Annotated in this window: 20 protein-coding genes; 13 read left to right on the top strand and 7 right to left on the bottom strand. The window is 67.2% G+C overall.

What is annotated here, in order from left to right:
• Positions 1–91 precede the first annotated feature (91 nt).
• On the bottom strand, positions 92–682 hold the full coding sequence (locus AB3G45_RS21900) for a DUF4360 domain-containing protein (RefSeq protein ID WP_367832557.1): 591 nt from the start codon (positions 680–682) through the stop codon (positions 92–94).
• A 228-nt stretch (positions 683–910) separates the two neighbouring features.
• Between AB3G45_RS21900 and AB3G45_RS21895 the strand changes: the two genes are divergently transcribed.
• Positions 911–1,168: a hypothetical protein gene (locus tag AB3G45_RS21895; protein WP_367832556.1), complete on the top strand. Its 258-nt coding sequence runs from the start codon at positions 911–913 to the stop codon at positions 1,166–1,168.
• A 21-nt stretch (positions 1,169–1,189) separates the two neighbouring features.
• Here the strand turns inward: AB3G45_RS21895 and AB3G45_RS21890 are convergent, their stop codons facing one another.
• Positions 1,190–1,894, bottom strand: a complete 705-nt coding sequence (locus AB3G45_RS21890) for a GntR family transcriptional regulator (RefSeq protein ID WP_367832555.1) — start codon at positions 1,892–1,894, stop codon at positions 1,190–1,192.
• A gap of 316 nt (positions 1,895–2,210) precedes the next feature.
• On the opposite strand from AB3G45_RS21890, the gene AB3G45_RS21885 reads away from it, so the two are divergent.
• From AB3G45_RS21885 to AB3G45_RS21845, 9 genes are all read left to right on the top strand, one after another.
• The gene (locus AB3G45_RS21885; protein ID WP_367833645.1) at positions 2,211–2,828 is read left to right on the top strand and encodes a flavin reductase family protein; all 618 of its coding nucleotides are present in this window, start codon (positions 2,211–2,213) and stop codon (positions 2,826–2,828) included.
• Positions 2,829–2,933: 105 nt separating this feature from the next.
• Complete coding sequence (locus AB3G45_RS21880; RefSeq protein WP_367832554.1) at positions 2,934–4,193, top strand: NAD(P)/FAD-dependent oxidoreductase; 1,260 nt, start codon at positions 2,934–2,936, stop codon at positions 4,191–4,193.
• 86 nt (positions 4,194–4,279) lie between these two features.
• Positions 4,280–5,773, top strand: a complete 1,494-nt coding sequence (locus tag AB3G45_RS21875; protein ID WP_367832553.1) for an amidohydrolase family protein — start codon at positions 4,280–4,282, stop codon at positions 5,771–5,773.
• Positions 5,774–5,922: 149 nt separating this feature from the next.
• On the top strand, positions 5,923–7,299 hold the full coding sequence (locus AB3G45_RS21870) for an FAD/NAD(P)-binding protein (RefSeq protein ID WP_367832552.1): 1,377 nt from the start codon (positions 5,923–5,925) through the stop codon (positions 7,297–7,299).
• A gap of 87 nt (positions 7,300–7,386) precedes the next feature.
• The gene (locus AB3G45_RS21865) at positions 7,387–8,706 is read left to right on the top strand and encodes an FAD/NAD(P)-binding protein (RefSeq protein WP_367832551.1); all 1,320 of its coding nucleotides are present in this window, start codon (positions 7,387–7,389) and stop codon (positions 8,704–8,706) included.
• Positions 8,707–8,949: 243 nt separating this feature from the next.
• The gene (locus AB3G45_RS21860) at positions 8,950–9,975 is read left to right on the top strand and encodes a sulfate ABC transporter substrate-binding protein (protein ID WP_367832550.1); all 1,026 of its coding nucleotides are present in this window, start codon (positions 8,950–8,952) and stop codon (positions 9,973–9,975) included.
• 5 nt (positions 9,976–9,980) lie between these two features.
• Complete coding sequence (cysT, locus tag AB3G45_RS21855) at positions 9,981–10,844, top strand: sulfate ABC transporter permease subunit CysT (RefSeq protein ID WP_367832549.1); 864 nt, start codon at positions 9,981–9,983, stop codon at positions 10,842–10,844.
• Complete coding sequence (gene cysW / locus AB3G45_RS21850) at positions 10,834–11,685, top strand: sulfate ABC transporter permease subunit CysW (protein WP_367832548.1); 852 nt, start codon at positions 10,834–10,836, stop codon at positions 11,683–11,685. Before cysT ends, cysW begins: the two co-directional genes overlap by 11 nt.
• Before the next feature lie 18 nt (positions 11,686–11,703).
• Positions 11,704–12,756: a sulfate/molybdate ABC transporter ATP-binding protein gene (locus AB3G45_RS21845; protein WP_367832547.1), complete on the top strand. Its 1,053-nt coding sequence runs from the start codon at positions 11,704–11,706 to the stop codon at positions 12,754–12,756.
• A gap of 65 nt (positions 12,757–12,821) precedes the next feature.
• Here AB3G45_RS21845 and AB3G45_RS21840 read toward each other — a convergent pair whose 3' ends face one another.
• The 4 genes from AB3G45_RS21840 to AB3G45_RS21825 form a co-directional block, all read right to left on the bottom strand.
• Complete coding sequence (locus AB3G45_RS21840) at positions 12,822–14,210, bottom strand: amidohydrolase family protein (RefSeq protein WP_367832546.1); 1,389 nt, start codon at positions 14,208–14,210, stop codon at positions 12,822–12,824.
• A 102-nt stretch (positions 14,211–14,312) separates the two neighbouring features.
• The gene (locus AB3G45_RS21835; RefSeq protein WP_367832545.1) at positions 14,313–15,170 is read right to left on the bottom strand and encodes a LysR family transcriptional regulator; all 858 of its coding nucleotides are present in this window, start codon (positions 15,168–15,170) and stop codon (positions 14,313–14,315) included.
• A gap of 116 nt (positions 15,171–15,286) precedes the next feature.
• A complete protein-coding gene (locus AB3G45_RS21830; RefSeq protein WP_367832544.1) occupies positions 15,287–16,525 on the bottom strand; it encodes a saccharopine dehydrogenase family protein in 1,239 nt (412 codons plus the stop codon).
• A gap of 35 nt (positions 16,526–16,560) precedes the next feature.
• Positions 16,561–17,661, bottom strand: coding sequence for a carboxynorspermidine decarboxylase (locus AB3G45_RS21825; RefSeq protein WP_367832543.1), 1,101 nt, complete (start codon positions 17,659–17,661; stop codon positions 16,561–16,563).
• A 534-nt stretch (positions 17,662–18,195) separates the two neighbouring features.
• Here AB3G45_RS21825 and AB3G45_RS21820 point away from each other — a divergent pair.
• Positions 18,196–20,430, top strand: a complete 2,235-nt coding sequence (locus AB3G45_RS21820; protein ID WP_367832542.1) for a heavy metal translocating P-type ATPase — start codon at positions 18,196–18,198, stop codon at positions 20,428–20,430.
• 37 nt (positions 20,431–20,467) lie between these two features.
• On the opposite strand, the gene AB3G45_RS21815 is transcribed toward AB3G45_RS21820, so the two are convergent.
• Positions 20,468–20,884 (bottom strand): helix-turn-helix domain-containing protein, encoded by a 417-nt coding sequence (locus AB3G45_RS21815; protein ID WP_367833644.1) that lies wholly within the window; start codon positions 20,882–20,884, stop codon positions 20,468–20,470.
• Between the two features lie 440 nt (positions 20,885–21,324).
• On the opposite strand from AB3G45_RS21815, the gene AB3G45_RS21810 reads away from it, so the two are divergent.
• Entirely contained in the window at positions 21,325–22,260 is a 936-nt protein-coding gene (locus AB3G45_RS21810) for a L,D-transpeptidase family protein (RefSeq protein WP_367833643.1), read from the top strand.
• A gap of 14 nt (positions 22,261–22,274) precedes the next feature.
• On the top strand, positions 22,275–22,997 hold the full coding sequence (locus AB3G45_RS21805; protein ID WP_367832541.1) for a L,D-transpeptidase: 723 nt from the start codon (positions 22,275–22,277) through the stop codon (positions 22,995–22,997).
• Positions 22,998–23,009 lie beyond the last annotated feature (12 nt).

The raw sequence follows: 23,009 nt of genomic DNA, 5'->3' as shown, positions 1-23,009 counted from the left end.
CTGGATAGAGGCCGGGCGGCCAGCGCGCCGCCCGGTTCATGAAGGCGTAGGATAGGACGTTTTCCGTTTCAGGAAACGCTCTGTGCCGGATTTAGCGGCACTTGCGCCATTGCAGGCGATAGACGATCGCGGCCTTCACGTCCTGCGTATCGACCGTCGCCATGGCTTCCTGGCCGCGCGTCGTGTTGACGCGGATGCTGGAATTGGTGCGCAGGTTGACGTCCTCGCCGCAGGCCGACCAGATCAGCGATTCGGCCACCAGCTTGTTGGAGATCAGGTAGTCCTTTTCCCGCGGGCCGGTGAAGGTCTGGCGGAAAGCCGGGCCGCGCGTTCCGGCGAAGAAATACTCGACGTTGAACTGCGAGCGGGCGCCGCGCGGCAGCTGGTTGAAGCCGCGATAGTCGATGGCGAGCACCGAGACGCTGCGGCCCTGCGGCACATGGACCGGGATCGCGACGTTGCAGGTCTTGCGGTCGAAGGACTTGCCGGTCGCCCCGCCGGCTTCCACGACATATTCGTCGAACAGCAGGCTCAGCGCCTTGCCGTCCGGGCTCAGCGTCGCCGAGACGCTGTTGGCCGGGCAGCCGCTGCCGCCGTAGCCGGGCTTGCCGAGCGAGATGTCGTCTGCCTGGGCAGCCGTGGCGAGAAGGAGGGATGCAAGCAGGATACCAGCGGTTTTCATGGAATTTCCTCGATTTCGAACCGAACCTGATGTTCGTTTCAATGAATGGCAGCGGTGACCTGAACCATCTCTGAGCACTGTGTTCATCCTGGAGTCATCCGGCTTGTGGCAATCTGTACGCTGCGCAGTTAACAGCATTTTAAAGAAAAATGTCCGCAAAAGAGCCTTTGAAAGGCAAAACCGTGGCAGATCGCCTGCCGGTCCCCTTCGCAGGCAAGGAGAAGCGAAATGCGCATTGTCCCGGCCCTTCCGAAAGTATTGCTGGTCGTGCTGGCGGCCGGCGCCACGCTTGCCGGCTGCACCACGGAACGGGCGCCGGATGTTCGCCCCGGCTATTCCGCAGACGTCTCGCCGGCGCTGCGGGCACACCGGCGGCGCCAGGCGATCCGCGCCGAGGAGGGCGGCTACCGGCGGCTCTACCGGCCGCGGGACTGCCGCTACGGCGCGCGCGATTGCGGCGGCTATTCGACGTTCGATCCGTCCTGACCGCCCGAATTCCGGCGTCGGTCAGGCGAGGCCCTCGGCCGCCGCGTAGGCGCTGAGCACATCCTTGATGTTGCGGTCGTCCTCGCGCGGCAGCAGGGCGCGCGTGGTGATGGAATCGAGGTGGTGCGTCATCAGCTTCGAGGCCTCCTCGGCCTTGCCGGCGATCAGGCTGTCGAGCAGTTCCTGATGCTCGGAGACGGCGCAATCGGAGGAGTGCGGGCGGCCGTAGAGCGCCAGGATCAGCGAGCTGCGGGCGACGAGTTCGTTGACGTAGCGGATCAGGCTGGCATTGCTCGTCATCTGCGCCAGGAGGGTGTGGAACTCGCCGGCGAGGCGGATGGAGGTCGCGTGCTCCTTCTTGGCCTCGTCCTCGGCCCCGATATGGGCGGAAAGCGTCTCGATCTGGTCCTGCGTCAGCCTGCCGGCGAGGGTCTCGACGACGAGGCGTTCCAGCGCGGCGCGCGTCAGGAACAGGTTGCGGCCCTCCTCGAGCGTCGGCCGCGCCACGGTCGCGCCCTTGTTCGGCCTGAGGTCGACGAGGCCTTCCTCGCTGAGCCGCACCAGCGCCTCGCGCACCAGCGTGCGGCTGACGCCGAGCCGCTCGCCGATCGAATCCTCCGGCAGCTTCGCGCCGGGCGACAGCGCCTGGTCGAGAATGGCGCGCTTCAAGGCCCGGTGAACGGCCTGCGAACGACCGCGGCCGGAATCGCCAACTGTCTTTGCCATGCGGCAGTCTCCAGAATCGCAAAAGTAACACGAAAATTGCACACAAATGTCGGGCCTGTCCACCGGCCAGCGCTTCAATACTGCGCGCGGGGCTGCGCGCGGGCCGGTCGAAAACCGTCCACGGCGTCCGGCCGTCGCTCGGCGGGTGCCGGTTTTTTTGCAAATGATGGGGTGCGGACATATTGCATACAATAATTGCATCCTATAAATAAAAAATATTGCATGCGTGCTTGGGCCGGCGAGCCGCCGTCTCCGGCGCCGGAGGAGCGAAAGCGGGAGAGGAGCGCCGATGGATACCTGCAGCACCGAGATCGGGATGGGCGAGAGGACCGCCTTCGACTTCACAGAGCTTACCGCGCGCGAGCGCTACAAGCTGATGATCGGCACGATCATCCCGCGGCCCATCGCGCTGGTGACGACGGTCGACGAGCATGGCGGCTACAACGCCGCCCCCTTCAGCTTCTTCAATTGCCTCTCGGCCGACCCGCCGATCCTGGCCATCGGCGTCGAGAACAATCCGGACATGTCCTTCAAGGACACCGGCCACAATATCCGCATGACCGAGGTCTTCACCGTCAACATCGTCTCCCACGCCATCGCCGAGGCGATGCATGTCTGCGGCACGAAGTATCCGCGCGGCAGGGACGAGCTGAAGGAGGCGGGCCTGACCGCCATGCCCGGCGAGAGGATCGCCGCGCCCTGGATCAAGGAGGCGCCGGCGGCCTTCGAATGTCGTCGCCACCTCACGCTGGAACTCGGCAAGTCGCGCCAGATCATCATGGGCGAGATCGTCTTCGCGCATTACCGGGAGGGTGCGGTGGACGGCGCCATGCATGTCGATCCGAACGTCATCGACGCCATCGCGCGCCTGGGAGGAGATACCTGCTCGACCATCCGCGACCGGTTCGAGATGCTGACGCCCAAGTTCGGCTGATCGGCGCGCGGCCGCCGGGGCATCCCATTCTTCAATTGTCAGTCGACCGGCAAAGAATCGTATACGTCGGAAAGCCTACACCTTCTCCAGAGCGGATCGCTGCCTATGTCCTTGACAGATCGCCCCGACAAAGACGTGCTTGTTCTCGGTGCCGGCATCATCGGCGTCAGCGTGGCGCTGCATCTGCAAAAGCGCGGCAGATCCGTGCTGCTTGTCGACCGCCGCGCGCCGGGCGAGGAGACGAGCTACGGCAATGCCGGCCTCATCGAGCGGGCCAGCGTCGTCCCCTACGGCTTTCCGCGCGAGATCGCGACGCTGCTGAAATATGCGACGAACCGCTCCGCGGACGTGCGGTTCCGCTGGGGCTTCCTGCCGAGGCTCTTGCCCTGGATCGCCCGGTTCTGGTTCGAATCCTCCCCCCGCCGCCTGCGCCGGGCGGCGATCGACATGCTGCCGCTGGTCGAGCGTTCCGTCGTCGAGCACACGGAGCTGATGGCCGAGGCGGGCGTCCTGCACCACGCCCGCCGCACCGGCTGGATCGAGGCCTACCGCACGCAAAAGGCCTTTGCCGCCGCCCGGGACGCCGCCCGCGCGCTGGACGCCTTCGCCATCCGCTACGATTTTCTCGGGCCGGAGGAGTTTCGCGCGCGCGAGCCGCATCTGGCGGGTTGCTTCGCGGGCGCCGTGCACTGGCTCGATCCGGTGACGGTCGCCGATCCCGGCGGGCTGGTGAAGGACTATGCCGGTCTTTTCCTGCGCAAGGGCGGCGAGATCGTAAAGGCCGATGCGGCGAGCCTTGCCGGGGGCGAGGGCGGCTGGAGCATCCGCACGAAGGACGGCACGCGGCGCGCCCGCGAGGCCGTGGTGGCGCTCGGCCCCTGGTCGGATACGGTCTACCGGCGGCTCGGCTACCGTGTCCCCCTCGCCGTCAAGCGCGGCTACCATGTGCATATCGAGCCGGCGGGCGACGCCGTGCTCAACCATCCCGTCGTCGATGTCGAGCGCGGCTACCTGCTGGCGCCGATGACGAAGGGCATCCGCCTCACCACCGGCATCGAGTTTGCCGGGCGCGACGAGGCCCCGACCCCGGTGCAGGTCGACCGCACCGAGCCCCATGCCCGCGCGGTCTTTCCGCTCGGCCGGCGCGTCGAGCCGGCGCCGTGGATGGGCGCGCGGCCCTGCCTGCCCGACATGCGACCGATCATCGGCCCGGCGCCGCGCCACGAGGGCCTGTGGTTCGCCTTCGGCCACAATCACCACGGCCTGACGCTCGGCCCGGTCACCGGGCGGCTCCTGGCGGAAATGATGACGGGCGAAAAGCCCTTCGCCGACCCGGCGCCTTACGCCATGAGCCGGTTCGGCTGAGGAACGGCCCGACAACCGGCCGGGCCATGCAGGTTTCCGGGGCCGCGCGCGGCTTCGGCAGGATCGAGGAAAGGACAGGACGCCTCATGACGACACTTCCCGCATCCGGCCGCATCGACGGCCCGGTCCTTCTCACCGCCCGCTGGGTCGTCGGCCATCGCGACGGCCGCCATGTGATCCATGACGACGGCGTCGTCGTCTTCGAGGGCGACAGGGTGGTCTTCGTCGGGCACGACTATCCGGGCGAGGTCGCAGAACGCATCGACTACGGCAATGCGATCCTGTCGCCCGGCTTCGTCGATCTCGACGCGCTTTCCGACCTCGACACGACGGTGCTCGCCTTCGACAACCAGCCGTCCTGGAAGAAGGGCAGGGTCTGGCCGAAAAGCTACATGGACCGCGCCTACGAAATGTACACGCAGGACGAACTCGCCTTCCAGAAGCGCTACGCCTTCGCCCAGCTCATCCGCAACGGCGTCACCACCGCGCTGCCCATCGCCTCGCTGTTCTACCGCGAATGGGGCGAGACGGACGCCGAATTCTCCGCCGCCGCCGATGCCGCGCATGAACTCGGCCTGCGCGTCTATCTCGGCCCGGCCTATCGCGCCGGCAACAGCTATGTTGAGGAGGACGGCCGGATCGCCTTCTTCCACGACGAGGAGCGGGGGCTGCGCAGCCTTGCCGGCGCGCTCGCCTTCGCCGAGCGCATCGAGGGACTGGCCTCACCGCTGGTGCGCGCCATGCTGGCGCCCGACCGTCTCGAAACCAACACGCCGGACCTCCTGCGCCGCACGGCGGATGCCGGCCGCGACCTCGATATCCCGATCCGCCAGCATTGCTGCCAGTCGGCGCTGGAATTCGACCGCATCACCGGCGCCTACGACATGACGCCGCTGGAATGGATGGATTCGCTGGGCGTGCTGAACGAGCGCATGCTGCTGCCGCACGGCGAATATGTCGCGGGCACACGCAATGTCGACCGGCCGGGACGCGACCTCGATATCCTGAAGAATGCCGGCGCGACGCTGGTGCATTGCCCGGTCGTCTCGGCCCGCCACGGCGGCTTCATGGACAGTTTCTCGAAATTCCGCGCCATGGGCGTGCGCATCGGCCTCGGCACGGATACCTGGCCGCCGGATGTCATCCAGAACATGCAGGTCGGCATCCTGCTGTCGCGCGTGAGGGACGGCGCGATCGATACCGTGCGCTCCGAGCACTATTTCGACGCCGCGACGCTGGGCGGTGCGGACGCCCTGCGCCGGCCCGATCTCGGCCGGCTGCAACCCGGTTCGAAGGCGGACATCATCGTCATCGACATGGGCCACGACCGCATCGGCCATGTCATCGATCCGATCCAGACCCTGATGATGGCAAGCTCCGGCCGCGACGTCACCGATGTGATCATCGACGGCCGCTTCGTCATGGTCGACGGCCGGATCCCCGGCTTCGACGCCAAGGCGGAGCAGGCACGGGCGCAGCGCCAGTTCGACGGCCTCGTCGCCCGCTATCCCGAGCGCACCTACGGCCATCCCCCCGTCGAGGAAATCTTCTCCTCGGCCTATCCGCGCCTTACCCGGTAAGGCGGGCAACCGGTTCCGGCGGCAACGAGCCATCGGAACCTGCGCCGCATCCCGGTCGTTTCCTACTGCGAACGATGGTTGATAATAGTCTATAGATTTAATAGAAAAATCTCGCTAGAGTGTCGGCACGATCTTCGCAGGAGGAATGCATGACGCTGGAAACGGATGTGGCCATCATCGGCTCGGGCTATTCGGCGGTCGCGCTGGCGCTGAACCTCGTCGACCTCCTGCCGCCGGCCGCCAGGGTCAGCCTCGTCGGCAGGGCGGCCGGGCAGGGGCGCGGCATCGCCTACGCCACCCGGGCGGAATGCCACCTCCTCAACGTGCCGGCCGGCCGCATGAGCCTTTTCGCCGACCGGCCGAACCATTTCCTCGCCTGGCTCGCCGGGCAGGGCTTTCCCTGGTCGGCCGACGATTTCGTGCCGCGCCGCATCTATGGCAGCTATGTGCGCGACTGCCTCGACGAGGCGATGAAGCGCACCGGCAACCGCGCCGCGCTCACCCTCGTCGATGCCGAGGCGCTGGGCGCCGAGGCCGGGCAGGACGGCGGCCTCGTCTTCGCGCTTTCCGGCGGCGGGCGGCTTTCCGCCCGCGTCTCGGCGCTCTGCACGGGCGCCGGCACGCGCCGCCTGCCGCTGCCGGAGGATGCGGTCCCGTCCGCGGCGCGCGCCTTCGTGGTGGAGGATCCCTGGGCCGACGCCTGGTGGGAGCGCCTGCCGGCGGACGCGGACGTGCTCTTCGTCGGCACGGGCCTCACCACTATCGACCAGATGCTGCTGCTCAGGCGCCGCGGCTTCCGCGGCACGATGCATGCCCTGTCGCGCCACGGCCTGCTGCCGCAGCCGCACCTCGCCCGCCGGGCCGACCCGGTGGAGACGGTGCTCGTTCCGGGCGAAGGCGAGGTGAGCGCGATGCTCGCGACCCTGCGCCGGCAGGCCGCAGCCGCGCCGGACTGGCGCGCCGTCATGGATGGCCTGCGGCCGGTCACGCAGGATCTCTGGAAGGGCTGGAGCGCCAGCCAGCGTGGCCGCTTCCTGCGCCACGTCGCCGCCTTCTGGAACGTTCACCGCCACCGCATGGCCCCGGCCGTCGCCGAGGAGATCGCGGCGCTGCGCCGGTCCGGCCAGCTCGTCGTCCACCGCGGCCGTCTGGAGGCGCTGCGCCTCGCGGACGGCGGGCTCGCCGCCGTTCTTCGCGACGGCCGGACGCTGGCGACCCGTCTGGTGGTCAACTGCACCGGCCTCGACCGATGTACGGTCGCCGCCTCGCCGCTGCTGGCGAGCCTTGCCGGTCGCGGCCTCGTGCAGCCCGATCCGCACGGCCTCGGCATCCGCGTCGACGACAGGGCGGCGGTTCTCGCCGGCGAGGGCGTCGGCCGCGCGCGCCTCTACGCCCTCGGCCCGCTCACCGCCGGGCATTTCTTCGAGATCACGGCCGTTCCCGATATCCGCGTCCAGGCGCGCGCGGTCGCGGCAAGCATCCATGCCGAGATCGCCGCCGGAGGACGAAAGGCTTGGATGTCATGAGTATTCCATTAAAAAGGTAGAAAATTATCGCGCGCCGCGCTATGATGGCGACCGGACGCCTCGGATCATCGGAAGAAAGGACAGCGCATGTTCTTCGAAAGAGCCGTCGGGCAAGAGGGCGCGCGGCCGGCAGGCCTGTCCGCCATGCGCATCGCGGTGATCGGCGCCGGACCGTCCGGCCTTGCCACGGCCATCGCGCTGATGCGGCGCTTCCACCGCCCCTTCGAGGCCTGGCTGATCGATGCCGAGGATGCGCCCGGCGCTTTCGCCGACGGCGCGGCCGGCCGGGCGCCGACGACGGAGCCGGCGCGAGACCTCTCCGTCGTGCCGGATCGCCCGGAGGACTTTTGCGACTGGCTGAAAGCCGGCCTGCTTGCCGGCGGATCCGTCGCGGCGCTGCGCGGGGCGCAGGACCTGCATGTGCCGCGCGGCCTGTTCCGGGATTACGTCATGGCCCGCTTCGGCGAGGCGCTCAGCCTGCGCCGAGATGTGCGCATCCGCACCTTCCGCGGGGCGGTGCGCCATGTCGGTCCTTGCGCCGAGGGGCTGCGCATCGGCTTTCGCGACGGCGAATGCGCGGATTTCGACCATGTCGTCGTCGCCACCGGTTTCGGCATCGCCCAGCGCGAGGCGGCCTCCTGGCGCGCGGCGCGGGCGGCGGCCGAACGGCTGTCGCAGGAAGAGGCCCCGCCGCCGCTGACGCTGGTCGGTAACGGCCCGCGCCTTGCCGCCATCCTGCTCGATCTGAGGGCCGGCGGCTATGCCGGCGACATCCATGTCGCCGCCGCCGCGGGCCGCCTGCCGCCGTCGCATGGCCGGGGTGAGGGCGCGGGCGGCATGACGTTCGGCGCGCCGCCCGCCACCCGCTCCCTGAAGGACGCCTTCCGCTATATCCGCCGGGCGTGTCGCGCGGCGGACGCACAGGGCGGCGACTGGCAGGGCGTCGTCGATGCCGCCTCCGCCCGCCTTGCCGCCGTCTGGCGCCATCTGCCCCAGGCCGAGCGCAACCGCTACCGGCGCCATCTTCTCGGCCTGCACCGGCACTTTTCCATCCGCATCGCCGGCGACATCCATCGCCGCCTTGCCGGCGCGTTCGAGGCCGGCCGCACCCGCTTCGTGTCGCCCCGCGATCCGGGATCGTCCGGCCAGAACACTGTCGATTGCCGCGAGATGCCCTCCGCCCGCGCGCTTGCCGGCCTTGTCGGCCGCGATGCCGCAGCGCTCAGCGTCGATGATTGCGGCCGTCTCTTAAGCCATGAGGAGGTGCTGTGCGGCCTGTCCGTGGTGGGTGCCGCCGCCTCCAGCCTCAGGCCCGGCCCCTTCACCTTCGCCGAAACGGTGCGGCAGGCCTACCGGGCCGTGCTCGATATCCAGACGCAGGGCCTTGCCAGCGTCTCGCAGCGCTGAAGGCAGCATTCGCTGCGAAGAAAGATCGGAAGAGGTGTGGAATCCGGCGTTTTCGCGCGGATGTATTTTGCGCGCGAAGACGGATGAGCTGGATGAAACGTGCGCCTTGTGCCGCCATCCGCAGGGCGTCCGTTGCGCGCTTCCGGCCCGTTTGAAACCCGTTTTGCGAGTTGCAGGGGTATTGTTGACTAACTCTACTAATTCACTAGGGTTTGTGTGGGTTAGACATCCAAGGAGGTTGACATGTCGATATTGGCCAAACGGTTCGGGGCTTTGATCGTGGGTGCCGGGCTTGCGCTCGGCGGGGTGACGGGGGCGTTCGCACAAACGACGCTGCTCAATGTCTCCTACGATCCGACACGCGAACTCTACAAGGAATACAACGACGCCTTCGCCAAGCACTGGAAGGCAGAGACGGGCGAGGACGTCACGATCCAGCAGTCGCACGGCGGCTCGGGCAAGCAGGCCCGCGGCGTGATCGACGGGCTGGAGGCCGACGTGGTGACGCTGGCCCTCGAAAGCGACATCAACGCGATCGTCGAGAAGACCGGCAAGATCAACAAGGACTGGCGCACGCGCCTTGCGAACAATTCCTCGCCCTACACCTCGACCATCGTCTTCCTGGTGCGCAAGGGCAATCCGAAGGGCATCCGCAACTGGGGCGACCTGGTGAAGGGCGACGTACAGATCGTCACGCCGAACCCGAAGACCTCGGGCGGCGCGCGCTGGAACTACCTTGCCGCCTGGGCCTGGGCGAACGAGGAGTTTGCCGGCGACCAGGACAAGATCAAGGCGTATATCAGTGAACTTTTCAAGCGCGCGCCGGTGCTCGACACGGGCGCCCGCGGCTCGCTGACCACCTTCGCCCAGCGCCAGATCGGCGACGTGCTGCTCGCCTGGGAGAACGAGGCCTATCTCGCCGGTGCCGAATTCGGCGCCGATTCCTTCGATATCGTCGTCCCGCCGATCTCGATCCTCGCCGAGCCGCCGGTCGCCGTCGTCGACGGCAATGTCGATGCCAAGGGCACGCGCAAGCAGGCCGAGGCCTATCTGGCCTACCTCTATTCCGAGGAAGGCCAGAACATCGCGGCGAAACACTTCTACCGGCCCTCCAAGCGCGAGGTGGTCAAGCCGGAGTTGCTGCAACAGCTTCCCGACATTAAGCTGGTGACGATCGACGACCCGATCTTCGGCGGCTGGGTGAAGGCACAGCCCGAGCATTTCGGCGACGGCGGGGTCTTCGACCAGATCTACAAGCCGGGGAACTGAGAGCCTTGACGACTTCTGCTGCCTCCTCCGGGCGGTGGCGACTGAGGCAGCCGAGCGTCATTCCGGGTTTCGGACTGACGCTCGGCTTTTCGCTCGCCTACCTGACCCTCATCATCCTCATTCCGCTCGCTGGCCTCGTCTGGCGCTCGGCCTCGCTGTCCGGCGCTGAATTCCTCGCAATCCTCGCCGACGAGCGCACCCTCAACGCGCTGAAGGTCTCCTTCGGCACCGCCTTCATCGCCGCCCTCGTCAATGTCGTCTTCGGCGTCATCGTCGCCTGGGTCATCGTGCGCTACGAGTTCCCCGGCCGGCGCATCGTCGATGCCATCGTCGACCTGCCCTTCGCCCTGCCGACGGCCGTCGCCGGCATCTCGCTTGCCGCGCTCTATGCGCCGAACGGCTGGATCGGGCAGATCCTCAACCTCTTCGGCATCAAGGCGGCCTTCAACCCGACCGGCATCGTCATCGCGCTCGTCTTCATCGGCCTGCCCTTCGTGGTGCGCACGGTGCAGCCGATCATGGAGGAGATCGACCGCGAGGTGGAGGAGGCGGCCGCGACGCTCGGCGCGGACCGCTTCCAGACCGTTTCCCGGATCCTGCTGCCCGGCCTCGCGCCGGCGATCCTCACGGGCTTCGCGCTCGCCTTCGCGCGCGGCGTCGGCGAATACGGCTCGGTCATCTTCATCGCCGGCAACATCCCCTATGTCTCGGAGATCGCGCCGCTGCTCATCGTCATCCGCCTGGAGGAGTTCAACTACGGCGCCGCGACGGCGATCGCCACGATCATGCTGGGGATTTCCTTCGCCATGCTGCTCGTCATCAACCTCATCCAGGCCTGGAACCGCCGGAGGTACGGCCATGGCGCATAAGCACCATTCCCCGACGACGGAAGCGCCCCTGGCCCGGTACACGCTGATGGCGCTCGCCTTCCTGTTCCTGGCGCTGTTCCTCATCCTGCCGCTCGTCGCCGTCTTCATCGAGGCCTTCCGCAAGGGGGCGGGCGAGTTCCTCGCCTCGCTCGGCGATCCCGATACGATGGCCGCCATCCGCCTGACGCTGATCGTGGCCGGCATCGCGGTGCCGCTCAACCTCGCCTTCGGCGTGGCGGCGGCCTGGGCCATCGCCAAGTTCGAGTTCAAGGGCAAGGCGTTCCTCACGACGCTGATCGACCTGCCGTTCTCCGTCTCGCCGGTCATTTCGGGCCTCGTCTACGTGCTGCTCTTCGGCGCCGGCAGCGTGCTCGGGCCCTGGCTCAAGAGCCACGGCATCGAGGTCCTGTTCGCCGTGCCGGGCATCGTGCTGGCCACCGTCTTCGTCACCTTCCCCTTCGTCGCGCGCGAACTGATCCCGCTGATGCAGGAGCAGGGCACGGGCGACGAGGAGGCGGCCTTGTCGCTCGGCGCCTCCGGCTGGCAGACCTTCTGGTACGTCACGCTGCCCAATATCAAATGGGGCCTGCTCTACGGCGTGTTGCTGTGCAATGCGCGCGCCATGGGCGAGTTCGGCGCGGTCTCGGTGGTCTCCGGCCACATCCGGGGGCTCACCAACACGATGCCGCTGCATGTCGAGATCCTGTACAACGAGTACAATTTCGTCGCCGCCTTCGCGGTCGCCTCGTTGCTCGCCGCGCTCGCCCTCGTCACGCTCGTCGTCAAGACGGCGCTCGAACTTCACTACGGCGCGGAAATCGCCGCCGGCCGCAAGCATTGACCTGAAAGGCACGCCCGTATGGACGTCAGTGTAAAAAACATCCGCAAGGAATTCGATCGATACCCCGCGCTCAACGATGTCTCGCTCGACATCCGTTCCGGCGAGCTGATCGCGCTTCTCGGTCCCTCCGGCTCCGGCAAGACGACGCTCCTGCGCCTCATCGCCGGCCTTGAGCAGCCGACCCTCGGGAAAATCTATTTCGGTGCCGAGGACGCCTCGGCGAAGACGGTGCAGGAGCGCCATGTCGGCTTCGTCTTCCAGCATTACGCGCTCTTCCGTCACATGACGGTCGCCGACAACATCGCCTTCGGCCTCACGGTGCGCCCGCGCGGGCAGCGGCCGGACAAGGCGGAGATCCGCCGCCGCGTCGGCGAACTTCTGGAGATGGTGCAGCTCTCGGGCCTCGAAAAGCGCTATCCGAACCAGCTTTCCGGCGGCCAGCGCCAGCGCGTGGCGCTCGCCCGCGCCATGGCGATCGAGCCGAAGGTGCTGCTGCTCGACGAGCCTTTTGGCGCGCTTGACGCAAAAGTGCGCAAGGAGCTGCGCCGCTGGCTGCGCGAGTTTCACGACCGCACGGGCCACACCACGGTCTTCGTCACCCACGATCAGGAAGAAGCGCTCGAACTTGCCGACCGCGTGGTGGTGATGAGCCAGGGTGCGATCGAGCAGGTCGGCTCGTCGGACGACGTCTACGACCGTCCCAACTCGCCCTTCGTCTTCTCCTTCATCGGCGACAGCGCCAGCCTGCCGGTGGAGGTGGCGGACGGCGCGATCCGCTTCTGGGATACGCCGATCGGCATCGCCCCGCGCGCCGGCGACATCGCCTCCGGCGCCGGTACGCTCTTCTTCCGCCCGCAGGATGTCGTCCTCGTCGAGGACGGGACCGCGCCGGCGCTCGAAGGTCGCGTCGCCACCTCGCGCCGGCTTGCCGGCACCCGCATCGCCGACCTCGATATCGGCCGGCCCGGCGCCCCGCACCATGTCGAGATCGAGGTGCCGCTGGAAGCGACCGCCGCCACCGGCACCACCGTCCGCTTCCGCCCGACGCGCTGGAAGACCTTCGCGCAATGAGAAAGGCCGGCGTCGCGCCGGCCTTGCCCCCTGAAGCGCCCGTGCCCCCGGCGCGGTTCGCGCGATCAGGCCTTCCCCACGCCGCCCGAAACCAGGCGTCCCTTGTGGAACGTCGCGGTGCGCTCCGTCACCCGGGCGACGGCCTCGGCCGAGCAGCTTGCCGGCGTCAGCGAGAAGCCGGCTTCGTCGCCGGCCTTCGGCCAGGCGCGGTCGCCGTCCTGGTCGAGCGGCAGCACGCCGCCGGTCGAGATGGCGAGCGAGCGCGACAGGTGGTATTCGTCCGAGCCGCGATAGAGCTGGGCGTAGAGATAGGCCTTTTCCAGCATGTCGCCGCTGCCGAAGGGCGACCAGTGGTCGATCACGCTGTCGGTGCCGGTCATGACGAAGACGCCGGCCGCGGAAAGCTGCGGCAGCGGCATCATCAGCCCCCCGATCGGCACGGTCGAGGCGATGGTCATGCCGCTCGCCGCAAGCCGGGCCGCCGTCTCCTCCAGCTTTTCCGGCGACAGCGTCGTCAGCGCGAAGGCGTGGCTGATCGTCACCTTGTCCTTCAGCGCGGGGTTCTTCTCCACCGTGTCGATCATGTAGTCGACCGCCGCGACGCCCGCCGGGCTCGTCTCATGCAGGTGGATGTCGATGCCCTTGCCGGTGTCGAGCGCGATCTGGAACATGGCGTCGAGCGACTTTTCCATGGCGCCGTCGACATTGGTCGGGTCGAGGCCGCCGACATAGTCGACGCCCATCTGCATCGCCTCGCGCATCAGCCCGTCTACCTTGGAATGCAGGAGCCCGTGCTGCGGGAAGGCGACGATCTCGCAGGCGAAGTCCTCCTTGTGCTTGTCCAGCGCCAGCTTCAGGTGTTCGAGGCTTTTCAGGCCGCTCACCGGATCGATGTTGCAATGGCTGCGGGCGACCGTGCTGCCCTTGGACTGCAGGAGGGCGATGAGGCCTTCGGCGCGTTCGACGGAGGTCGGCAGCAATTGCGGCAGCAGCGTCTCTTCGAGCGCGATCATGTCCATGATCGTCTTGCCCTGGCGCGGGCGCGGCGCCTGCCACGGGCCGCCATAGAAGGTCTTGTCGAGGTGGATGTGCATGTCGCGCATGGCGGGCAGCGCCAGCTGGCCGTTCGCCTGGTAGGTCGGCAGGCCTGCCGGCAGGCTTGCGCCCGCGCCATGCAGGGCGGCGATGCGGCCGTCCTTGATCTCCAGCGTGTGGAGCGCCGTCCGCGTGGCGACGATGACGTCGCCGTCCTTTTCGAAACCTTCCTCCAGCCGCACGCCGGCAAGAAGGTAGTGGCTGTCCTTCACGGTCGTCACGGCATCCTCCGGGGCGCAATCGGTGGTTTGGGCGGCGGCCGGGCCGGTGGTGAGGCCGGCAAGCGCGGCGGCGGTGGTGAACTGGCCGGTGCGGCTCAGGAAGGCCCGGCGGCTGTGCGATACGGCGTGCTGCAACATCGTCTCCTCGTCTGGAATGGATGGCGCCATTCTAGGAAAGGCGGGCGTCCGTTGGCAGCGACATTTGAAAATGCTGGCTATTCGATTTCCGAATGGCGACGCTCAGCGCGCCAACCCGCAGAAGGCGATAAGCCGTTCGGCGAGATCCAGCGCCACCGGCGGGGCCGTATCGCGGTAGAACAGCGCGAGCTCGAAATCCTCGACCGGCGGCAGGTGCTCGGCGGCGCCGAGGACGCGATGCGCAGGCAGGCGGCAGCTTGCCGGCAGCAGGCTGATGCCGAGCCCCGCGGCGGACGCCGCGGCCAGTGCCGCAAGGCCCCCGCCGCTGTAGCTGACGCGCCAGCGGATGCCGAGCCTGTCGAGCGCACCGCACAGTTCCTCGCGGTAGAGGCCGTTCACCGGGAAGACGGCGATCGGCACCGGCGACTGCTCGATGGCGGGATGCGCCTTGCTGTCGAGCCAGAGCAGCGGCTCCGGCCGGGCGGCGCGCGGCAGGTGCACCCGGCGCTGCTTGACGAGCACCAGGTCTAGCTCTTCCTGCCGGTAGGCGCGGTGGAGATCGGGGCTGAGCCCGCTCGTCACGTCGAGCCGCAGATGCGGATGCTCGCGCTTGAAGGCGGCGAGCAGGTCCACGGTCGGCACGGTGAAATCCTCGGGCATGCCGAGCCGCAGCACCCCGTCGCGCCACGGCCCCGTCAGTGCGTCATGCGCCTCCTCGTTGAGCGCGATGATGCGGCGGGCATAGCTGAGCAGCTTGATGCCTTCCTCGGTGAGATGCACTTCATGCGAGGTGCGCTCGAACAGGGCCCTGCCGAGCAGTTCCTCCAGCCGGCGCACCTGCTGGCTGACGGTCGATTGCGACAGCGATACCCGGTCGGCCGCGCGCGTGAAGCTCGCCGTCTCGCAGACCGCCACGAAGCTGATCAGAAGCTGCGGGCTGAACATGGGGTAACGATTCATTCTTCCGCCGCGGCCGGTTGGTCCTGGCTCTTCGTAGCCGGTCGGCGCGCGTTCCACAACGAGCGGGTCGTGCGGAAGAGGGCCGGCCGCGCGCAGGACGCGGCCGGCCTTTATGCTTAGAAGCTGACGGCGCGGTCGCCGTCCTCGTCCTTTATGCGGGTCGGCAGGCCGATCCGGTTCAGGAGGTTGATGAAGGGCTTCGGCGGCAGTTCTTCCACGTTCGCCATCTTCTTCACGTCCCATTCGCCGGTGGCCACGAGCATCGCGGCGGCGACCGGCGGAACGCCGGCGGTGTACGAGATGCCCTGCGAACCGACTTCCTCATAGGCTTGCCTGTGGTCGGCCACGTTGTAGATGAAGACGGTCTTCTCCTTGCCGTCCTTCAGGCCCTTCACATAGTCGCCGATGCAGGTCTTGCCTTCGTAGCCGGGAGCGAGCGATGCCGGATCCGGCAGCACGGCCTTGACGACCTTGAGCGGCACGACTTCCTGTCCTTCGGCGGTCTTGACCGGCTGCTCGGAGAGCAGGCCGAGGCTCTTCAGCACGGTGAAGACGTTGATGTAGTGGTCGCCGAAGCCCATCCAGAAGCGCACGTTCGCGCCGTCCATGTTCTTGGCCAGCGAATGCACCTCGTCATGGCCGCAGAGATAGGCCCGGCGCGTGCCGACGACCGGCAGGTCGTAGTCCTTGCCGATCTCGAACATCTTGTTGGTCTGCCACCCGCCGTTCTGCCAGGAATAGACGACGCCGGTGAATTCGCGGAAGTTGATTTCCGGGTCGAAGTTCGTGGCAAAATACTTGCCGTGGCTGCCGGCATTGATGTCGACGATGTCGACGTCCGTCACCGTGTCGAGATATTCGTCCTTGGCCAGCTTGGCATAAGCGTTGACGACGCCCGGGTCGAAGCCCGCGCCGAGGATGGCGGTGATGCCCTTCTCCTCGCATTCGGCGGCGCGCTTCCACTCGTAGTTTCCGTACCACGGCGGGGTCTCGCAGATCTTGCCCGGCTCCTCGTGGATCGCGGTGTCGATATAGGCGACGCCCGTATCCATGCAGGCGCGCAGCACCGACATGTTGAGGAAGGCGGTGCCGACATTGATGACGATCTCGGATTTGGTGGAGGCGATCAGCGCCTTGGTCGCTTCGATATCGAGGGCGTCGAGCGCGTGGCCTTCGAGCACGCCGGCCTGTTTCATCGCCTTCTTCTCATGGACCGACGCGACGATCTTGTCGCACTTCGCCTTGGTGCGCGACGCGATATGGATGTCGCCGAGCACGTCGTTGTTCTGGGCGCATTTGTGCGCCACGACCTGTGCGACGCCGCCGGCGCCGATGATGAGCACGTTCTTCTTCATTGGGGGGATATCTCCTTCTACCCGTTCAGGACGCCTCAGGAGAGGCTTTCTTCGTAGTCCGCGTAGGTGAATTCGCGGACGGTCTTGATCTCGCCGTCCAGTTCGCGGATGGCGATCGCCGGCATCTTCACGCCATTGAACCAGTTCTTCTTGACCATCGTGTAGCCGGCCGCATCCTGGATGGAGATGCGGTCGCCGACCTTCAGCTCATTCTCGAAATCGAACTCGCCGAAGATGTCGCCGGCCAGGCACGACTTGCCGCAGATCATGTAGCGGTGCGGCCCGGTGTTCGGAGAAAGCTTGGCCTTCTCCCGGTAGATCAGCAGGTCCAGCATGTGCGCCTCGATCGAACTGTCGACGATGGCGAGGTCCTTGCCGTTGTTCAGAAGGTCGAGCACCGTCGTTTCGAGCGTGGTCGACTTGGTGATCGAGGCTTCGCCCGGCTCCAGATAGACCTCGACGCCGTATTCGCCGGCAAAGCGCTTCAGCCGCTCGGCGAATTTTTCCAGCGGATAGTTTTCGCCGGTAAAGTGGATGCCGCCGCCAAGGCTCACCCATTCGGCCTTCTTCAGGAGCGGCGCGAATTTCTCCTCGATCACGCCGAGCATGCGGTCGAAGAGGTCGAAATCGCCGTTCTCGCAGTTGTTGTGGATCATGAAGCCGGAAATGCGGTCCATGACTGGCTCGACTTTTTTCACATCCCATTCGCCGAGGCGCGAGAAGGGGCGGGCCGGATCGGCGAGGTCGAAGCTTGAGGAGGAGATGCCGGGATTGAGCCTGAGGCCCCGGACGATGCCGGCGGCCTTGCCCGCAAAACGGTCGAGCTGGGCGATCGAGTTGAAGATGATCTTGTCGGCGTGGCTGACGACCTCGTCGATCTCGTAGTCCGCATAGGCGACGGAATAGGCGTGCGTCTCCTTGCCGAAGCGCTCGTGGCCGAGGCGCACTTCGTTGAGCGAGGAGGAGGTCGTGCCGTCCATGTAGTCGCGCATGAAGTCGAAGACCGACCAGGTGGCGAAGCACTTCAGCGCCAGCAGCGCCTTGGCGCCGGAGATTTCGCGAAGAAGCGCGATCTTTTCCATGTTGGCGAGCAGCTTGGACTTGTCGATCAGATAATAGGGTGTCGTCAGGGACATGCTGGACCTGTCTTGTTGGGGTGTGCCGGCCGCCGGCAGAAGCCGGCAACGCGATAGGAACGCGAGGCGAGGGAGGCGCAGGCCCCCCGCTCTTGCGTGGATTTCAGAAAGGGAAACCGGAAATTACGGTATCGTCGTGCGGACACGGCGATGTGACAGCGCTTTTTCGCTTTTGCCCCGCGCGCGGTGTCTCATCGGGAAAAGAGCAGGCAGGCGCGGTGTCCTGACCGGCCGCAGGGGGCCGGTGGGCATAACGGCGTCAGAGCCAGAGTGTGCCGCCGGGGCACACATCGAAAAGCGTTCTTCCGTTCGGGGGGCGTCGACCGAGCCCATCCCCGATTGGAAGAGGGCGTCGCAAGACATGGCGTCCTCCCCAACCAGCAGATGAAACCTGCAATAAGTGGGCGCTCTCTAGCACAGCGTGGCCATGGATTTCAATGCACCTCTTTTTGCGGAATTTTCCATTTTTCGCTCTTGCACCTCTAGTCGCTAGAGGTCGTAGAACCTCTTCACCAGACGAAAGAGGAATGGACGATGTCCGAAGTGAAAGAGAGCCGGTTCCGGGTGGGCGGCATGGATTGCGCCTCCTGCGCCAGCAAGATCGACACCGCCGTGCGCCGCATGCCGGGGGTTTTCGAGGTTTCCGTTTCCGTCACCGCCGGCACCATGCGCGTGCGGCACGATGCGGCGAGCGACCTGGAGGCGATCGCCCGCAAGGTTTCCGGCCTCGGCTATTCGGTGACGCCGGCTGCGGCTGCCGCGGAAAAGCCCGCGGCGGAACATGTGCACGGTCCCGGTTGCAGCCATGACCACGGCCATGGCCATGACCATGGTCACGCGCACGACCGCTCGCCGAAGGCGGCGGCCGTCGAGGGGCTGCACGGCCACGACCATGGCCCGTCCGAGGGGCCTTGGTGGAAGGGCAGGAAGGGGCGGCTGACCATCCTTGCCGGCGCGGCGCTGGTCGTCGCCTACGCCATCGGCCATCTCTTCCCGGCCGTCGAGACCTATGCCTTCGTCGTCGCCATGGTCCTCGGCCTCGTGCCGATCGCCCGCCGCGCCGTCATGGCGGCGTTCGCCGGCACGCCGTTTTCCATCGAGATGCTGATGACCATCGCCGCCGTCGGCGCGGTGATCATCAATGCGAGCGAGGAGGCGGCCGCGGTGGTCTTCCTCTTCCTCGTCGGCGAACTGCTGGAGGGCGTTGCCGCCGGCAAGGCGCGTGACAGCATACGCTCGCTCTCCGCCCTCGTGCCGAAGACCGCGCTTGTCGAAGAGGGCGGCCGGACGACGGAGGTGCCGGCCGAAACGCTTGCCGTCGGCGCGGTCATCCTCGTGCGCCCCGGCGACCGTATTTCCGCCGACGGCACGATCGTCGACGGCGAGAGCGCCATCGACGAGGCGCCCGTGACCGGGGAAAGCACGCCCGTGCGCAAGGCGGTCGGCGACACCGTCTTCGCCGGCACGGTGAACGGCGAGGCGGCGCTGCGCGTGCGCGTCACCGCGGCGGCGGCGGACAACACCATCGCCCGCGTCGTCAAGCTGGTCGAGGAGGCCCAGGAATCCAAGGCCCCGACCGAGCGCTTCATCGACCGCTTCTCCAAATATTACACGCCCGGGGTCGTCGTCGTCGCCGCGCTCGTCGCGATCATCCCGCCGCTCTTCTTCGGCGCCGTGTGGAGCGAGTGGGTCTACAAGGGCCTTGCCGTTCTGCTGATCGGCTGCCCCTGCGCGCTCGTCATCTCGACGCCGGCGGCGATCGCCGCCGCGCTTTCCGCCGGCGCCCGCCGCGGCCTTCTCATGAAGGGCGGCGCGGTGCTGGAAGGCCTCGGCAAGCTCACCGCCGTCGCCTTCGACAAGACCGGTACGCTGACCGAGGGCAAGCCCGTCGTCACCGACGTCATCGCCTTCTCGGCCCCGGCCGGCGAGCTGCTGCGCCTCGCCGCCGCGCTGGAAGCCGGCTCCAGCCATCCGCTGGCGCTCGCCATCCTCGGCAAGGCCGCGGCGGAGGGCATCGTGCCGCCGGTCGCGAGCGGCTCGCGGGCGCTCGGCGGCAAGGGCGTCGCCGCCACCGTCGAGGGCCGGGAGGTCTTCCTCGGCTCGCCGAAGGCGGTTGCCGATACGGTGACGCTTTCCGACGAGGTGAAGGCCGCCATCGCCACGCTCAACGACGAGGGCAAGACCGTCTCCATGCTGGTGGTTGACGGCGTGCTTTCCGGTGCCGTCGCCATGCGCGACGAGCCGCGTCCCGATGCCGCCGCCGGCCTCAAGGCGCTGAAGGATGCCGGCATCAAGACGGTCATGCTGACGGGCGACAATGCCCGCACGGCAAAGGCCGTCGGTGCGAAGCTGGGCATCGAGGTGCGCGCCGAGCTGATGCCCGAGGACAAGCAGCGCATCGTCGGCGAATTGCAGCGCGAGGGCCATGTCGTCGGCAAGGTCGGCGACGGCATCAACGACGCCCCGGCGCTCGCCGCCGCCAATGTCGGCATCGCCATGGGCGGCGGCACCGACGTGGCGCTGGAGACGGCGGATGCCGCCATCCTGCACGGCCGCGTCGGCGACATCGCGCTGATGACGGACCTTTCCAAGCGCACCATGCGCAACATCTTCGAGAACATCGCCCTCTCGCTCGGCCTCAAGGGCGTGTTCCTGGTGACGACCGTCATGGGCATTACCGGCCTCTGGCCGGCGATCCTCGCCGATACCGGCGCCACCGTGCTCGTCACGCTGAATGCCCTGCGTCTCCTGCGGCCGATCAGGGGATGACGGCCTTGGGCGGGATTGCCGCGGCGGGCCGAAGGTCTCAGTCGTGCTCGTCGTGGCAGAGGTCGTGGTTGGCGAGGGCCCGGATGACGTAGCAGTCGCGGATCTGGTCGGAATGGCAATGGCTGGTGATGCGCTCCAGCTCGGCCTCCAGCTTGCGCAGCCGGGCGATCTTGCGCCGCACGGTGTCGAGCTGCTCGGCGGCGATGCGGTCGGCATCGCGGCAGGGGCGTTCGGGATGCTGGCTGAGGTCGATCAGCGCGCGGATGGCATCGATGGTCAGGCCGAGGTCGCGCGCATGGCGGATGAAGGCGAGGCGATCGCGCTCCTCGCCGGAATAGCGCCGCTGGTTGCCCTCCGAGCGCTCGGCAGGGGAGATGAGGCCCATCTGCTCGTAGTAGCGGATGGTCGGAACCTTGACGCCCGTGGCCCTGGAAAGATCGCCGATCGTCAGCATCGCCTCTGCCTCATCGAGAATATTCATGCCACAGATGTGCCGGGCGCGGCGGCAAATCAAGTCTTCCTTGTCGTCCGCTCCGGAAAACGCCTGCTGACGATTTGTTGTTTGCCCCGTGAACGGCGCGCCGCGAAAATCGCCGGACCGGGCCTTGATGCTTGAGCCGCTTGAGGATTTATGCTTCGCCGCGCTTCGGATTCGGTGCGCCCGGTGGCGCATGATGCCGCTTGCGCCACAAGATTAACGAAGTTCTAAGCAATCGCTTGGAATCTGTACCCCGAGATGCGCGGCCTTGACGACGCGCCCGGACCTCTAGCAACCGAAAACGATCCATGTTTGCGCTTCGCCACCGTCTTTTCCGTGAAACCGCCCGCCTGCGCCTGCCGCTTTTCGCGCGGCTCGCCGCCGTCACCGTCGCCGGCGGCCTGCTTGCCGGCTGCATGGCCATGGACCTCGCCTCGCTGGCCGAGGCGCCGCAGCTTTCCAGCAAGGTGAAGGCGGAGATGGCGAAGAAGAAGATGCGGCCGGAAAGCCCCGTGCTGGTGCGCATCTTCAAGCAGGAGAGCGAGCTGGAGGTCTGGAAGGTCGATGCGGGCGGCCAGTACGCGCTGTTCAAGACCTATCCGATGTGCCGCTGGTCCGGCAAGCTCGGCCCCAAGACGAAGAGCGGCGACCGCCAGGCGCCGGAGGGCTTCTACCATGTCTCGGCCGGCATGCTGAACCCGAATTCGCAATATTACGTCTCGTTCAACCTCGGCTATCCGAACCGGCTGGAATCGGCGCTCGGCTATACCGGCGAGGCGCTGATGGTGCATGGCGCCTGCTCCTCCTCGGGCTGCTATGCCATGACCGACCAGGGCGTCGGCGAGATCTACGCCATCGTGCAGCGGGCGCTGGAGGGCGGGCAGCAGCGCTTCCAGGTGCAGGCCTATCCCTTCCGCATGACGACGCAGAACATGGCCAGGCATCGCGGCGATCCGAACATGCCCTTCTGGCGCATGCTGAAGGAGGGCTATGACGCCTTCGCCTTCACGCGCAAGCAGCCGAAGGTCTCCGTCTGCGGCGGCCGCTACGTCTTCAACAAGGAATTCGCGGACGGCGAGCCGAGCGATCCGCTGGCGCAATGCCCCGCGGCGCTGGGCGAGCCGGCGGGCGATCTCGTCGCCAAGCTCGGCGCGGAGCAGAGGAAGCTGGATGCCGCGCTCGTCGGCGCGGCGCCCGTGTCTGGCTTTGCCTATATGGACGGCGGCATGCATGCGAGCTTCCGCACGCTCCTCAAGCAGCAGGGCGCGAAGGGCATGGCCGCCCGCATCTCGCGCACGAAATATCCGGTCAGCCGGCCCGATGCCGCGCTGGCCGATCCCTATGACGATTGACGCGAGGACATGTATTGACTGGTGAAAGCGTAAGCCGCCGATCCTTCCTGTTATGCGGGGCGGGATTGGCAACCGCCGTTCTGGCCGGCTGCACGACGCCGGCGCGCGAGCGGGTCGCTGTCGAACCCGAACCGGTCGACACCAGCATCTATGCCGCCATGTACGGGCCGAAGCCCGACGAGCAGTTCCCCCTGCCGGCCATTCCCTACCAGAAGATCGACCGGCGCTTCTATCGCCAGATGGTGCCGAACCCGACGGGCGAGCGTCCCGGCGTCATCGTCGTCGATACGGCGAACCACTTCCTCTACCTCACCTACGAGGACGGCCAGGCCATGCGCTACGGCGTCGGCCTCGGCCGCGCCGGCTTCGAATGGGCCGGCCGCGGCGTCATCCAGTACAAGCGGGAATGGCCGCGCTGGACGCCGCCGGACGAGATGGTTGCCCGCCAACCGGAGCTGGAACCCTACAGCATCGCGAACGGCGGCATGGAGCCGGGCCTGAAAAACCCGCTCGGCGCCCGCGCGCTCTATATCTTCCAGAACAACGAGGACACGCTCTACCGCATCCACGGGTCCCCGGAATGGTGGACGATCGGCAAGTCGGTCTCGTCCGGCTGCGTGCGCATGCTGAACCAGGACGTCGTCGACCTCCACAGCCGCGTGCAGAACGGCACGCCGGTCGTCGTTCTCGGCAACGCTGCCGTCGCGGCTGCGGGTAACGGCGTGACGTCGTTCTGAGACCGGCGGTTT

Origin of the sequence: Shinella sp. S4-D37, assembly GCF_040812195.1 — a bacterium.
Taxonomy (GTDB): domain Bacteria; phylum Pseudomonadota; class Alphaproteobacteria; order Rhizobiales; family Rhizobiaceae; genus Shinella.
Note: the sequence above shows the minus strand (reverse complement) of the source record. Positions and strands in the feature narration are given on the sequence as shown.